Annotated in this window: 10 protein-coding genes; 4 read left to right on the top strand and 6 right to left on the bottom strand. The window is 65.7% G+C overall.

Going from position 1 to position 13,841, the window contains the following annotated elements:
- Positions 1-51: 51 nt before the first annotated feature.
- From prmC to Q5H89_RS04215, 3 genes are all read left to right on the top strand, one after another.
- Positions 52-909, top strand: a complete 858-nt coding sequence (gene prmC / locus Q5H89_RS04225) for a peptide chain release factor N(5)-glutamine methyltransferase (protein WP_305018055.1) — start codon at positions 52-54, stop codon at positions 907-909.
- A 224-nt stretch (positions 910-1,133) separates the two neighbouring features.
- The gene (locus Q5H89_RS04220) at positions 1,134-2,231 is read left to right on the top strand and encodes an alkene reductase (protein WP_305018054.1); all 1,098 of its coding nucleotides are present in this window, start codon (positions 1,134-1,136) and stop codon (positions 2,229-2,231) included.
- A 214-nt stretch (positions 2,232-2,445) separates the two neighbouring features.
- A complete protein-coding gene (locus Q5H89_RS04215) occupies positions 2,446-3,441 on the top strand; it encodes a hypothetical protein (protein ID WP_305018053.1) in 996 nt (331 codons plus the stop codon).
- Positions 3,442-3,534: 93 nt separating this feature from the next.
- On the opposite strand, the gene Q5H89_RS04210 is transcribed toward Q5H89_RS04215, so the two are convergent.
- Complete coding sequence (locus Q5H89_RS04210) at positions 3,535-5,205, bottom strand: OmpP1/FadL family transporter (protein ID WP_305018052.1); 1,671 nt, start codon at positions 5,203-5,205, stop codon at positions 3,535-3,537.
- A 90-nt stretch (positions 5,206-5,295) separates the two neighbouring features.
- Entirely contained in the window at positions 5,296-6,654 is a 1,359-nt protein-coding gene (locus Q5H89_RS04205) for a hypothetical protein (protein ID WP_305018051.1), read from the bottom strand.
- A 264-nt stretch (positions 6,655-6,918) separates the two neighbouring features.
- Between Q5H89_RS04205 and proS the strand changes: the two genes are divergently transcribed.
- Entirely contained in the window at positions 6,919-8,394 is a 1,476-nt protein-coding gene (proS, locus tag Q5H89_RS04200; RefSeq protein ID WP_305018050.1) for a proline--tRNA ligase, read from the top strand.
- Between the two features lie 115 nt (positions 8,395-8,509).
- Here the strand turns inward: proS and Q5H89_RS04195 are convergent, their stop codons facing one another.
- The 4 genes from Q5H89_RS04195 to Q5H89_RS04180 all read right to left on the bottom strand — a co-directional run bounded on the left by Q5H89_RS04195 (position 8,510) and on the right by Q5H89_RS04180 (position 13,792).
- Complete coding sequence (locus Q5H89_RS04195) at positions 8,510-9,445, bottom strand: hypothetical protein (RefSeq protein WP_305018049.1); 936 nt, start codon at positions 9,443-9,445, stop codon at positions 8,510-8,512.
- A gap of 72 nt (positions 9,446-9,517) precedes the next feature.
- Entirely contained in the window at positions 9,518-10,261 is a 744-nt protein-coding gene (locus Q5H89_RS04190; RefSeq protein ID WP_305018048.1) for a hypothetical protein, read from the bottom strand.
- Between the two features lie 1,058 nt (positions 10,262-11,319).
- Positions 11,320-11,898, bottom strand: coding sequence for an RNA polymerase sigma factor (locus tag Q5H89_RS04185; protein WP_305018047.1), 579 nt, complete (start codon positions 11,896-11,898; stop codon positions 11,320-11,322).
- A gap of 142 nt (positions 11,899-12,040) precedes the next feature.
- A complete protein-coding gene (locus Q5H89_RS04180) occupies positions 12,041-13,792 on the bottom strand; it encodes a hypothetical protein (RefSeq protein ID WP_305018046.1) in 1,752 nt (583 codons plus the stop codon).
- Positions 13,793-13,841 lie beyond the last annotated feature (49 nt).

Below are 13,841 nucleotides of genomic sequence, written 5' to 3'. Positions count from 1 at the left end.
TACTTTTGTCCTAACCTGGGCGGGCTTATGGCCCACCCCACCACTTGCCGCATGACGACCCAGCAACTCACCGCCAGTCTGGCCACCGCCCTGGCGGCCATTTACCCCGCCCCCGAAGCCCAGGCCGTGGCCGCGCTGGTAGCCGAGCACTTACTGGGCCTGAGCCCATTGCAGCGCCGCATGCAGGCCGCGGCGCCCGTGCCGGTTGCCGCGCTGGCGCAGCTGCCCGCCGTGCAGGCCCGCCTGCTGGCCCACGAGCCGGTGCAGTACGTGCTGGGGACGGCGCACTTTGCCGGGCTGGAGCTGGAAGTAACGCCCGCCACGCTCATTCCGCGCCCCGAAACTGAGGAGCTGGTGCAGCTCATTGCCCGCGCCCACGCCGGCCGGCCGGGCCTGCGCCTGCTCGATGTGGGCACCGGCAGCGGCTGCCTGGCCATTGCGCTAGCCCTTGAGCTGCCGGGCAGCCAGGTGCTGGCCGTAGATATTTCGGCCGAGGCGCTGGCCGTGGCCCGGCGCAACGCGGCCCGCTACGCGCCGGGCGTGCAGTTCGAGCAGGTGAACATGCTGCGGCAGGAGCCAGCCGGTGCGGCGCCCGCCAGCCTCGACATTCTGGTGAGCAACCCGCCCTACGTGCGCGAAAGCGAGCGGGCGCTGATGCGCGAAAATGTGCTGGCCTGGGAGCCCGCCACCGCCCTGTTTGTGCCCGACGATGACCCGCTGCTCTTTTATCGGCGGCTAGGGGCGGTGGGGCGCCGGCTGCTGCGGCCGGGCGGCGCGCTGTACTTCGAAATCAACGAAGCTTTTAGCGAAGAAACGCAGGCGCTGCTGCGCGGGCAGGGCTACGAGGCAGTGCAGGGCGTGGCCGATATGTTTGGCCGGCCGCGCATGGTGCGGGCCACCGCGCCCTAGGGCCGGAAGTGGCCTAGCCGCCCGCAAACCCCACCCCCGGCCCCTCCCCAAAGAAGGAGGGGAGCCTCGCGTCAGGATACGTAAGCAGTCGTCTGGCTCCCCTGCCTTTTGGGGAGGGGCCAGAAGCGGGGTTTGCGCCTAGCCAAAACAAAACGTGTACCTACAGGCTTTTCAAGCGCTTCCCAACCGGAAGCCTTTGATTCTGTATTTTACTTCCTTTTGCAATGGCTGAGCAACCGCTCCTGACCCCTTATAGCAGTGATAAGCTGACTTTGAAAAACCGCGTGGTGATGGCCCCCATGACGCGCAGCCGCGCCGACAACCCCGGCGCCGTGCCCAACGACCTGATGGTGGAGTACTACACCCAACGCGCCTCGGCGGGCCTCCTCATCACGGAAGGCACTTACGTGAGCACCGAGGCGGCGGGCTACATCAACGTGCCGGGCATTTATACCAGCGAGCAGGTGGCTGGCTGGCAGAAAGTTACCGAGGCCATTCACCAGCACGGGGGCAAAATATTTGTGCAGCTCTGGCACGTGGGCCGCATGTCGCACCCCGATTTGCTGGGCGGCAATCTGCCGCTGTCGGCCTCGGCCCTCAACCCGCACAGCCAGGTATACACGCCCACCGGCTTCAAGGAAACGGTGGCGCCGGCCGAAATGACGGTGGCCCAAATCAAGAAAACCGTGGCCGATTTTGTGCTAGGCGCCCAAAACGCGCTGAAGGCGGGCTTCGACGGCATGGAGATTCACTCCTCAAACGGCTACCTGTTTCACCAGTTTTTCAACGGCACCAGCAACCACCGCACCGATGAGTACGGCGGCTCGATGGAGAACCGCGCCCGGTTTTTCTTCGAAGTGCTCGACGCCATCAAGGCGGCCGGCGTGGATATGGGCAAGGTGGGCGCCCGCCTCAACCCCTCGCTCGACGGCCTGTTTGGCATGACCCTCGACGCCGAAACCATCCCCACGTTCGACTACATCATCAAACGCCTCAACGACTATGGGCTAGCCTACCTGCACCTGTCGGAGCCTTTCACCGACGTGAGCCAGAACAAATTGGCCGAGCCGCACATTGCCAAGCGCTACCGCCCGCTCTATACGGGCACGCTCATCATCAACGGCGGCTTCGACGAGGAAAAAGGCAATAAAGTACTCGCCGACGGCGACGCCGACCTCGTGGCCTACGGCACGCTCTACATCTCGAACCCCGACCTGGTGGCGCGCTTTGCCCAGCACGTGCCCTTGGCTGAAGGCGATAAGAATACCTTTTACACGCCCGGCCCCAAGGGCTATACCGATTACCCGGCTGCTACCAAGTAGTAGTTGGTTCTTGGTTGGCAAATAAGTAGTTAGCGCGCTTGTGGCCTCGGCCGCAGGCGCGCTTTGGCATTAGGGCCGGGGCTAGCTGCTGCCCAAGTTTGGCCCGCCAGGGAATAAGCGGGCGCGGCCCGGCGTTGGGGTGGGGGCGGGGGGCTAGCCCGTGGGCGGGCGCGCCTGCCGACCTTTGTGGGACTTTACTTTTTTGCTGTTGCGTATGCGTTTGTTGCTTAGGGTGCTGAGTGGGTGGTTGCTGGTGGGGCTGCTGGCGGGCTGTGGGGCCAAGACCAACGGCCCGCTGTCGCTGAATTTCGTAGGGTCTTCGCGCTTTACCACCGGCAACCGCACCGTGGGCGCGGCCGATACGCTGGCCACCAACCTCTACGCCTTCACCGATACCGCAACGGACAAATCCAATCACCTCACGCGCTTCACGGCCACGGTGCGCTACACGCCGCAGCGGGCGCCGTTTGCCTACCCTAGCCCGCTAAACCTGTTTATCAACAACGTGCCGGCCGATTCGCTGGTCACGTTCATGGATTCGACGCTCACGCACGGCGACTTTTTGTACACGCCCGTGTTTGGGGCGCGCACCACCTCGGGCACCGAGCGCTGGACGTTTACGGCCACCGACCGCAACGGCAACTCGTCGGCGCGCTCGTTTGTGCTGGCCGTGCGCCGCTCTGACTCGGCGGCCGTGTACCACAACTACGTGCTCAACCTGCGGGTGCCGGCCACCACTAAGGCGGCGCGGCGCTTCATCGACCTCAAATCGGGGCTGGCCCTGCCGGCCTACACCGTGCTGGGCAGCGCGCCCAGCGTGGAGCTGCAGCAGCTCACCGACCTGATAGTGCTGCCCGATGGCCTGCGCCTGGCCTCGCCCGATACGCTGGGCGCAATCGCGCCCCTCAGCACCACGCGCTGGCTCACCACCAACCGCCGCCGCACGCGCTTCCGGCTCACCACGCTGCTGCCCGCCGGCTTTGCCAGCGTGCAGGATACGGTGGCCATCCACAACCTGTTTACGGGCACGGGCCGGGCGTATCTGCCCGCGCTGGCCACCGGCCAGGTGTATGCGTTCCGGGCCACGAGCACTTCGACTATCAAGGGCAAAGGCTCGGTTTACGGCCTGCTGCTGGTCGAGAGCGTGCCCAACGGCAGCACCACCACCGGCCTGCGGCTGCAAGTGCGCCTAGCCAAGCAGCCGCGCTAGCCTGCCTATCCGCCAAAAGCCTCCCCACCCACAGCCCAAAGGCAGCGCGGGTGGGGAGGCTTTTGGCGGGTAAATGCCCTGGCTGGCAATGACTTAAAATAACAGTCCGCCGGTGAGGCTGGTGGTGAAGCGATTGTTGGTGAGGTTGACGGTGGGCGGCGCCACGTAGGCCAGCGCGTAGGGCTGGTACTGCTCTTTGCCGGTGAGGTACACCCCGGCCAGGTCCAGGAAGAAGCTCTTGGTGCGCACGCCCGCCCCTAGCGAAAAATAGTTCTGGCTGCGGTTGTAGTCGCTGGCGTCGGTCTTGTAGGGCGAGGCATAGTAGGCATAGCCGGCGCGCAGGCGGAAGGCAGCAAGGCGGGCCTCGGCGCCAAAGCGCAGGTTTACCACGCTGCGGTAGTTGCTGCTGATGTTGGCATTGCCGTCGTTCAGGCCCTGGTCGCTGGTGCCGTCGATGGTATTGAACTTGGCCTGCGAATAGCCCACGTACTCGACATCGCCGGTGATGAAGCCGGCCTTGCCCAGCAGCACCGTGGCCCCGCCGTTGGCCCGGAAAGGCGTCGTAACGCTGTACTCAAACGTGCCCGGCGCCGTTGCGAGCGAGCTAACGGTGCCCGTGGTGGCGTACTTGGTATTGGCCGTGAGCGTGGTGCTGTACTCCTCGCTGAGGCGGATGTAGGTAGGCGTTTGCACCGAGGCGCCGAGGCGCACGGCATCGTTGGCCTTCACAATGATGCCTAGCCGGCCGTTGATGCCGGTGCCGGTGGTTTTGAGGTAGTCGGTCGATACAAAATCCTGCTCACCTCCCGAGCTTTCGCTGAAGGTGCTGTTGCGCGTGCGGTTGAGCGATACAATGCCGATGCCGCCACCGATGTAGAGCCGGTCGCGGTAGTTGCCGCCGTAGCCCAGGTCAAACTGCGAGAGCGAGCCCTTGGTCAGGATGGTTTCGTTTTGGGTGATGGCGCCCACGCGGGCCCTTTTCAGGGCCGCCGGGGCACTGGCATAGTTTGGGTCGGCGGGGTTGAGGGGCGCGGGCGTGCCCACCCGAAAAATAGTTTTGCCCTGCGCCGTGCCCGTGCCGGGGTTAGCCACCTCTACCTGGTCGGTGAGGCCGGTGCCGTAGGCTAGGCCGTCGATGTTCTGGTACTGGCTGGTGCTGGCGTTGTTGGAGCTAAGATATTGGTTGTAAATATCATCCACGTTGTTCTGGTAGCTGGCGCTGGTATAGTCGCCGTTGTTATACGGCTCGCGCAAGCGCTGAAAAAACGAGTGGTTGTCATCGGTCGTGTTCTGGTAGCTGATGCCCTGGTTGAAGTCGGCCAGCCGGGTAAAGCCCAGGGCGAGGGCGCCGCCGCGCCAGTCGCTGGTATTGTCGCTATCGGGCCGGCGGCTGGCAAACACAAGGCCCGCGCTGGCAATGTGAAAGCTGTTAGCCGTTTGCGATACAGTTGGGAAGCTGCTGCCCACGGCCGCCGCATTGCTGGCCTGCACGGCGTTGCTGGTGCCAAAGCCCACGCCCGGCGTCAGGCTTATCTCCGATTTGGTGAAGAAGCCCAGGCCGGCCGGGTTGCTGGTAAGGTTGCCAAAATCAGCCCCTAGCGAGGAGCCGGCCCCCGCCAGGCCCAGGGTGCGCGCCGTGCCGCTCGGGTTTTGGCGCATGTACAGCAAGGCATCGTTGGCGTAGCCGCCCTGCGCCCGGGCCGCCTGGCTAACCATCAGAAAACCGCCCAGCGTCATAGCCAGGCCCATAAATGCGTGCTTCATAAGAAAAAAGTATGGGCAAAAAAGAGCCGGTCCCTGAGACCGGCCCGGGTAAAATCAAGCGGTAAAGTGTATTAGCTGAAGCCGAAAGGCCTAGCGGCGACCACGACCACCGCCGCCGCCACCACCCCCGCCGAAGCTGCCACCGCCGCCGAAGCTACCGCCGCCAAACGAGCGGCTGGGGCTGGGCTGGCTGTAGGTAGGCTGGCTGTAGCTGCGCTGCGGCTGGCTGTAGGTGCCTTGCTGCATAGACTGCTGGCCCTGGCCATAGTTGGTGTAGGCCCGCTGGCGGCTGCCACCGTAATTGCCCGAGCTGGCAGGCTGGCCCGTTGTAGCCGGCTGGCCGGCCGTGGTGTTGGCACCATTGCCGAAGAACCCACCGAAGAAGCCCCGGCGGCCCGGCGAAGTGGGCGTAGAGGTCGGCGCGGCATTCACCTGGGTGCCCGGCGTCGAGTAGCTGGGTTGGCCGGTGGCCTCGCCAAAGCTGACAGCGCGCCCCCCCCGGCCCGTGGGGCCAGCTGCCGGTGCCCCGCCGCCACTGCCTGGAATGGCCGTGGCATTGCCAGTGTACGAGCCGGCGCTAGGCCGCCCGCCCAGGTTCACGGCGTTCGGGTTGCCGGTGGCGTTCATCACGGCGCCGCCGCGGTTATTGCGCGAGCCGTATAGCACCGCACCCGTGCCCGGCGAGCTTACGCCAGCCCCGCGGGTGTAGATAACGTGGCGCGCATAGTCGCCGCTGCCCACGTACCCATATCCCGAGCCATAACCATAGCCGTACGGCGAGTAGCCGTAGCCGAAAGGTGAATAGCCATACCCATAAGGCGAGCCAAACCCACCAAACCCGCCGTAGCCAAACCCAATGCTTAGGCCCGAGCCGTAGCCATAGCCAAACGGCGAGTAGAAAGGGTCATAAAAGCCACCGTAAGGGTAGCCGTAGCCGAAGGGCGAATACCCGTAGCTCATGAAGGGCGAGTAGCCAAAGCCAAACGGCGAATAGCCATACCCAAAGGCGCTGCTGTAGCCAAACGGCGAGCCGTAGTACGAAGGTGAACCCCCGTAGACTGGGGCATAATTGTAGGAGCTTACGCCCGGCCCGGTGTAGGGCTGGCCAAAGCCGCTCGGGTTGTAGTAGCTCAGGCCGTTGTTGTAGCTGTTGCTGTAGTAATCGGTGCCCGTGCCGTAGCCCTGCGAGGTGCCGCCCTGATAGTCGGGGTTGGCATCGTCGGTGGTAGCGGCGGCCACCGGCGTGGTGTCATCGAGTGCCCGGGCCGGAATGGTGCCCGTGTTGCCGTAGGCACCCGGCAAGGGGCTAGCCACGGTCGTGGTGTGGTCGCTGGAAGAGTAATACACACCGTCGTTCTCCGTAGAGGTCGTCAGCGCTCCAGAGGTGGCGCACCCGCCCAAAGCGAGCAGCGCCAACGCCGGCAAAGTAGCGGCGAGCAGGTTTTTCATGACTGAAAAAAATGAGAAATCAGCGAAGCGCTGAGTGGGTTAGTAAAGTAATTGCGGAGCAAATGGAGGCTAGGTGAAAAACCCGGCGCCAGGGCCAGGCTCAAAAAGAACTGCTCAAGCGGGAGGCCTCCGCACGCGTGCGCCCTACTATAACGTAATTTCGCCGCAAAACGGTGCCTTTCGACTAAAGATACTGACACAAAACCCATACCATAATCGGCAGGCCCAGCGCCTATGCCGATATAGTGGTTTCAGATGCCTGTTATGAGCAAAAAGTTGCCTACCCGCCAGGAAGATTATTCGGCCTGGTACAACGAGCTGGTGAAGCGGGCCGGCCTGGCCGAGAACTCCGCCGTGCGCGGCTGCATGGTCATCAAGCCCTATGGCTACGCCATTTGGGAGAAGATGCAGCGCCAGCTCGACGACATGTTTAAGCGCACCGGCCACGAGAATGCCTACTTCCCGCTCTTCGTGCCCAAAAGCCTGTTTGAGGCCGAAGAAAAGAACGCCGAAGGCTTCGCCAAGGAGTGCGCCGTGGTAACCCACTACCGCCTCCAAAACGACCCCGACCGCCCGGGCAAGCTGCGCGTAGACCCCAACGCCAAGCTCGAAGAAGAGCTGATTGTGCGCCCCACCTCGGAAGCCATTATCTGGAGCACCTACAAAAACTGGATTCAGAGCTACCGCGACCTGCCGCTGCTCATCAACCAGTGGGCCAACGTGGTGCGCTGGGAAATGCGCACGCGCTTGTTTTTGCGCACCGCCGAGTTTCTGTGGCAGGAGGGCCACACGGCCCACGCCACCGCCACCGAGGCCGTGGCCGAAACCCGCCAGATGCTCGACGTGTACGCCGAGTTTGCCGAAGAGCACATTGCCCTGCCGGTGGTGAAGGGCGTGAAAACCCCCAACGAGCGCTTTGCCGGCGCCGAGGATACCTATTGCATCGAGGCCCTGATGCAGGATGGCAAGGCCCTGCAAGCGGGCACCAGCCACTTCCTGGGCCAGAACTTTGCCAAGGCGTTTGATGTGCAGTTCCAAACCAAGGAAGGCGGCCTGGAGCACGTGTGGGGCACGAGCTGGGGCGTGAGCACCCGCCTGATGGGTGCGCTCATCATGGCCCACTCCGACGACGAGGGGCTAGTGCTGCCGCCCAAGCTGGCGCCGATTCAGGTCGTGATTGTGCCGATTTATAAAACCGGCGAGCTTGATGCGCTGCTCGAGCGCATCCGGCCCATTCAGCAGGGGCTGGCCCAGCGCGGCATTTCCGTGAAGGTGGACAGCCGCGACACTGAGCGCCCGGGCTTCAAGTTTGCCGAGTGGGAGATGAAGGGCGTGCCCGTGCGCCTGGCCATCGGCGCCCGCGACCTCGACGCCGGCACCGTGGAAGCGGCCCGCCGCGACACCAAGCAGAAGCTGCAATTGCCCCTGTCCGACGTGGTAGACAGCGTAGATAAGCTGCTGAACGACATTCAGCTCAGCATCTACAATAAGGCCAAGCACTACCGCGACACCCACACCACCCGCGTGGATACCTACGACGAGTTTAAGGCGGTGCTCGATGGCCCCGGCGGCTTTGTGGTGGCCCACTACGATGGCACTTCCGAAACCGAAGAACTCATCAAGGAGCAAACCAAAGCCACCGTGCGCTGCCTGCCCCTCAACGAGCCCGACGAGGATGGCGTGTGCATCGTGACCGGCCGGCCCAGCCAGCGCCGCGCCTGGTTTGCTAGGGCTTACTAGCAGGTTTTTATATTGTCAAAAGAGCCCTCCGTGCCAGCACGGAGGGCTTTTTTATGGGACATAAGTTTTAGCAGAAGCCCCCTGGCCAGCCACGTGTGCGCGTTGCGCTAGCGCCTCAGAGTTGCCGAATAAGCCGCACAGCCTCGGCCTCGCTAACGGCGGTTACGACCGGGCTGATAGTGAGGCCGCTGCTGGTGGTAAGCCGCTGGGTGCCGAAATAGAGCTGACCGTTAAGCGATTGCAAAACGACGGCTACCAGCTCGGCGCCGATGGGCACCTCCCGTTGCCAATCGGTGCCCGCCGTGGTGGCGGGCCATAGCTTCATGAGGCCGTTGTAGCCCACGGGCCGCAGGTACACGCGGGTTTCGCCGGCGGCCGTGGCGGTGGTTTTCACCGTTATTCGGGCCGTGCTGGCCGAGTAGTAGGCGTGCCAGAACTGGTCGAGGTTCCACCAGCCGATAGAGTCGAGGGGTAGCGAGGCGCGGTAAAGGCCCGGCAGGGCTTGCACCCGCTGCGCGCTGGCTAGCTGCCAGCCCGCGCTGTCGCTGGCCATCACGGCCGTGGGCTGCTGCCACACGTATTGGCGGGTAGTATCCTGGGCCGTGGGCACCGGCGACTGCAAGGCTACGGCCTGGCCCACAGCCAAACGCAGGCGAGCAGCATTTTGCCAAATCTGGATGTTGAACTCGCCCCCCGAAACCAGCATGTTGCCCTGGCGCACGATATCGGTGGGCATGTTGGCCAGCACCATGTCGGGCACGGTATACAGCTCGCGCAGGCGCACCTGGGCCGTGCCGGTGGCCGGGCTGCCCGTGGGCAGTAGCAGGCTATTGGCCGGAAAAGTGAGGGTCGCGCCCCCGGCGGTCGTAATCGTTTGGCTAGCCCCCAGCGCTAGCGTAAAGGTTTGAGTCGCTGCGCTATTGCGGCCCGAAAAATTCTTCAGGCTAAGTGAAGAAGACACAGTGGGGGTACAGCTTATTACATCATCCTTGCGGCAGCCGGCCGCCAGCAGCAGCCCGGCCGCGCCGAGCAAAGTCAAATAGCGAATCATGGTAAAAAAGTAAAAGCAATGAAAAAATGGGCGTAGCGTAGAGCGAAGCTGCCGGCCGGCCAGCTTCAGACCCTAGCGGATATCCCAGGAAAACCCCGTGAACAAGCCCAGGCTAAAAGGCTGGCGGGGCGAAAAACCTGCCGCGGCAGGCTTCACAAAGGGCGTGAGCACGTAGCGCCCGGTGGGCTGCACCAGCCACTGCCAGCGCGAGGCCGGGCCGCCGAGGCGGTAGCGCAGGTCGAGGCCCAGGCTCAGGGCTAGGGTATGGGCCGAGTACAGGCTGTCGGTGGCAGCTGCGGTGTAGGCCTGCTGCCGGCAGCCGCAGTCGCTGCCCTCGGTGCTGCGCCCACCGCGGTACCAGCCCACCTCGGCCCCTAGCAGCAGGGCCTTAGCCAGGCGGCCGCGCGGCGCGCCCAGCGCGTAGCTGAGCTGCACCGGCACCGTAAGCAATTGGTAGGTATCGCGCAGGCCGAAGTGCGTGGTGCGCCCCGAATCTACCTGTTGCAAGGCCAGGTGAGTAGCATACTCCTGATAGCCTAGGCCCACGGCCAGGGCCCAGCGGCCCGCCAGCACCCGGCGCACTTGCACCTGCGCCCCCAGCCCCACGGCTGGTCGCTCCAGGTGGGCAAAATCGGGGCGGGTGCCCAGCGCGGCCGGCGCGGCGCCAAGGGTGCGGTAGCTCAGCGTGGGGCCGGCCGTGGCCAGCAGCGCCCAGCGCCGCACGGGCCGCGCCGGCGGGCTCGAATCGGGGCGGGCCACTAGGTTGCCCGGCAGCGCGCCGGGCGCGAGTAGTAACAGGCTAGCGCGGCGCAGCACCAAGCTAGCTAGCCCCGCAGCCTCGGGGCTGGTGGCGTGCTGCCCAAGAGAGCGAGCAGGTAAGAAGGTGTCCTCCGTTGCTGCGGTATAAGCTGTTGGGGCGGCAACCCCGTTGCCACGCTGCTTCTGGTAAGTAGCCAAGCCAGTACGCTGCTGGGAGCGCCGTGCCCCTGGCAGCCGGTAGCCGCGTAAAGTTGCTGGCGGCACCCGGTGCCGCCGGGCAGCATCGGCCCACCGGTGGCTAGCCTGCGCACGCTCCTGGTCAACTGCTTCTGCTAAAGGCCGAGTGGTTAGCTTGTGTGCTTCCTTCAACTGTCTTTTAATCAAAAAATTAGCTGGTAAGTGCGCTAGCCCTACTGGTGAGTGCTGGCGGTGTAACTGGCTTGTAGGAGCAGTAGCGCTGGCGCGCCCTGCCAGGCGCGTGGTAGCGGAGCGGCTAACAGCTGCTTGTTGCCCAACAGGGCTATTGCGTAGTGATTGAGGTGCAAATGACCGAGCAGCAGCCCGCGGCGTGGCCCGCGCCAACCGCCGGTAATCGGCAGCAGCGGCCACTAAGGGCGCTGCCTTGGCCACTGCCGAAAGTGGGGCGCCGGCTATAGAAGTACTACCGGTGAATGGCGTAGCAGTTGTGGGCGACGCGGAGCCAGGGCGTGCCTTCGGTAGGGCAGTACTAGCGCTGGGCGTAGGGGCGAGTATTGATTCGGGGTGCAGGTGGCTGCCTGAAGTCGCTACTGGTTCATGGTCAAGTGTTTCGAGGGCAGGTAAGCTCCGCGTGGGTGCCCCGCTAGGGTGGCTCGCCAGCGGCAAGGTTGGCCGGCCCCCGAGCTGGCCCCTTCGGTTGAGCAGGTAGCCCGTCAGGGCTACGGAAAGCAGGAGCGCCAGCAGAGGCAGCAGGCGGCGGGGCCGGCGCCACCACGGCGGCACCGGGGCCGGCAAGCGCTGCCGAATGCCGGCCCACGCCCCAGGCGGCGGGGGCACACCGTAGCTGCCCAAGCGCGCTTGTAGCGCATCCAACAGCTGGTCGCGGGCATCGTCGGGAGGAAGATTGGCCGGTTCGTTCATGATTGACAAAGCTTGGGTTTGGCCAGGCATAGGCGCTGGGCCAGTAGCTGGCGGGCGCGCGCCAGCTGCGACTTGCTGGTGCCTTCGGCAATACCCAGCAGCTGCGCGATTTCGGGGTGCGAATAGCCTTCGATGGCGTAGAGATTGAGCACGGCGCGGTAGCCGGGCGGCAGGGCTGCGAGGTGGTGAAGCAGGTCGGCGGCGGCCAGCTCATCGAGGGCCGAGGGCTCGGGGCTGGGCAGGTCGGTGGCCAGGTCGTCGGGGTCGGCATCGCCATAGCCACCGGGGTGGCGCAGGCGATGCTGGGCCAGCGCGTGCAGCGAGGTACGCACCGCCACGCGTCGGGCCCAGGCCTCAAAAGGCCCCTCGGCCCGGTATTGGTCGAGGCGGGTAAAGAGCTTCACAAACGTGTTTTGGAGCGCATCCTCAGCCTCGGCCCGGCTAGGGCAGTAGCGCAGGCACACGCCCATAAGCTGGTGCGAAAGCAACTGGTACAGCTGAAACTGGGCCGCCTCTTCGCCCCGGCGACACGCGGCCAGCAGGGCGTCGGAAACGGCAGAAGCAGAAGTAGCCATACACAAAATGTAGTAGCGCCAGGAGCTGGTTTCCGGCAGTTGGGGGCTTGACCGGCGCGCCCGGCCAACCGTTGCGTGGGTGCAAAAAAAAGACTGCCTACTTCCCGCGAGTAGGCAGTCTAAGCTAAAGGCAGCTAGCAAATCAGAGCTTTTCCTCCAGCCACATAAAGCCCGCCGCCAGCAAAAACAGCCCAAAAAACCACCCGGCGGTCCAGGGCTGCTGCACGGTGGTAGTTTCGGCCGCCGGGCCGGAGCTGGCTAGGGTGGCGCGCGCCGCCAGTGCCTGCTGCCGGGCTTGCAGCTCGGGGCCCCGCCAGGCCGCCGAGTCGTACACGTAGAAGCTGTGCACCGTGCGGCCCGGGCCGCGCACCTGGTGCCAGCCGGCCGTGGCGGGCCAGTACTGGGCGGTGCTCCATTCGGGCAGGCGGGTATCCTGGGCCAGGGCTAGCTGCACGGCGGGGCCGCCCGCCAGCGGCTGCACGGTGGGCAGGCTGGCCGGCCGGGCGCCCGCCAGCCGCAGCGTAAGCGGCTGCTGCGGGTGCGGCCAGCGGCTCAGGGCCAGCCAGGTGGCCGCCGGGGCAGGCGGCGGAGTAGCGGCCGTCAGCAGCTGGCTCCAGAAGGAAGCGTAGGCCGCGGCCTGCCCTTGCAAAGCCCAGCGGAAGGTTTCGGGCACTACCGATACCACGGTGGCCCCTAGCCCCACGCGCCGGCTGGCGGCCACCAGGGCCCCACCGGGCGCCGTGATGAGGGGTTGCAGCGCGCCACTAGGCCGTAGCCGAGCCGGCAGCAGCGCCCGCACCGCGCCCGGCGCATCGGGCCAGGTGAGGGGCTGGGCCACGGCCCCGGCCGTAGGCAGCGCCTGCACCACAAAATCGGCGCGGGCGGGTGCGGCAGCGGGCAGGGCCAAAGCCTCGGCCAGCAGCACTAGGCCCAGGCGGCCCTGCTGCACGGCGGCGCGCAGGGATTGGGCTTCGCCACCGGGCAGGGCGGCTAGCGTGGCGGCATCGGCCACCACTACGGCGTAGCGGGCCAGCAGGGTGGGCGTGAGGTGGTCGAGCGGCTGGGCCGCTTGGTTGAGAAACTCCGTTTGCACCAGGCCCCGGCTCACGGTGGTGCGCAGGGCCACGGCTCGGCCCGCGGCGGCCAGGCTGTTTTTCAAAAACTTAAACTCGAAGCCCGGCACGGCGGCCAGCAGCAGCACCGGCGGCAGTGTAGTGGGGGCTATTTCCAGGGGCAAGGGCTCGGTGGTGGCGGGCTGCCCCTGGCGGCGCAGCCGCAGGGCGTAGCGCGCCAGGCCAGCCACTTTGGGCTGGTAGCTCAGCCGGAAAGGCCCGGTGCCGGCGGGCAGCCGCACCGAGTCGCGGGCCGCGCCTTCGGCTTGCAGACTCACCCAGCCAGGGCCCGCGCCGGCCACGTTGCCCTCCACCTCAAAGCGCTGCCCCAAGGTGAGGTGCTGCGGCCAGCCCGCCGCCCGAATGCCCGCGTAGGGGGCCGCCGCGTGGGGCACCACCGCCAGCGGACCCAGCGCCGGCAGCTCGGCAGTGGGCAGGCCCTCGCCCAGCACGTGCACCCGGCGCAGGGCCGGGCGCTGGTCCGTTAGCTTTAGCAGGCTGCCCAGCGCCTTGGCGCGGGCGGGCGGGCGGGTACCGTAGGCCCACACGGGTGTGCCGGCGCCCAGGCGGCGCAGCAGCTGGCGCAGCGTATCGGATTGGTAGCCAGGCGTAAGCACAATAGCCTCGGCCCGGGCGGCGGGCACGGCGCGCAGCGGCGGGTAGGCGGTGTACCACAGCGCCAGCGGGGCCAGCAGGCTAGCCAGCAGGCGCAGCGCCAACCGGCGGCGGTCGGGCCGGCGCCAGGCGGCTACCAGCAGCCCCAGGGCCAGGGCAGCAAGCAAAGAGATAAGAGCGATAACCAAGGCGGTAAGAATAAGCTGGCAGGATTTT

The sequence above is a fragment of the Hymenobacter cheonanensis genome, assembly GCF_030581075.1.
Lineage (GTDB): Bacteria > Bacteroidota > Bacteroidia > Cytophagales > Hymenobacteraceae > Hymenobacter.
Note: the sequence above shows the minus strand (reverse complement) of the source record. Positions and strands in the feature narration are given on the sequence as shown.

Coding starts and splice junctions, on each gene's coding strand:
- prmC (WP_305018055.1), top strand. CDS start 52: ATGACGACCCAGCAACTCACCGCCAGTCTGGCCACCGCCCTGGCGGCC.
- Q5H89_RS04220 (WP_305018054.1), top strand. CDS start 1,134: ATGGCTGAGCAACCGCTCCTGACCCCTTATAGCAGTGATAAGCTGACT.
- Q5H89_RS04215 (WP_305018053.1), top strand. CDS start 2,446: ATGCGTTTGTTGCTTAGGGTGCTGAGTGGGTGGTTGCTGGTGGGGCTG.
- Q5H89_RS04210 (WP_305018052.1), bottom strand. CDS start 5,205: ATGAAGCACGCATTTATGGGCCTGGCTATGACGCTGGGCGGTTTTCTG.
- Q5H89_RS04205 (WP_305018051.1), bottom strand. CDS start 6,654: ATGAAAAACCTGCTCGCCGCTACTTTGCCGGCGTTGGCGCTGCTCGCT.
- proS (WP_305018050.1), top strand. CDS start 6,919: ATGAGCAAAAAGTTGCCTACCCGCCAGGAAGATTATTCGGCCTGGTAC.
- Q5H89_RS04195 (WP_305018049.1), bottom strand. CDS start 9,445: ATGATTCGCTATTTGACTTTGCTCGGCGCGGCCGGGCTGCTGCTGGCG.
- Q5H89_RS04185 (WP_305018047.1), bottom strand. CDS start 11,898: ATGGCTACTTCTGCTTCTGCCGTTTCCGACGCCCTGCTGGCCGCGTGT.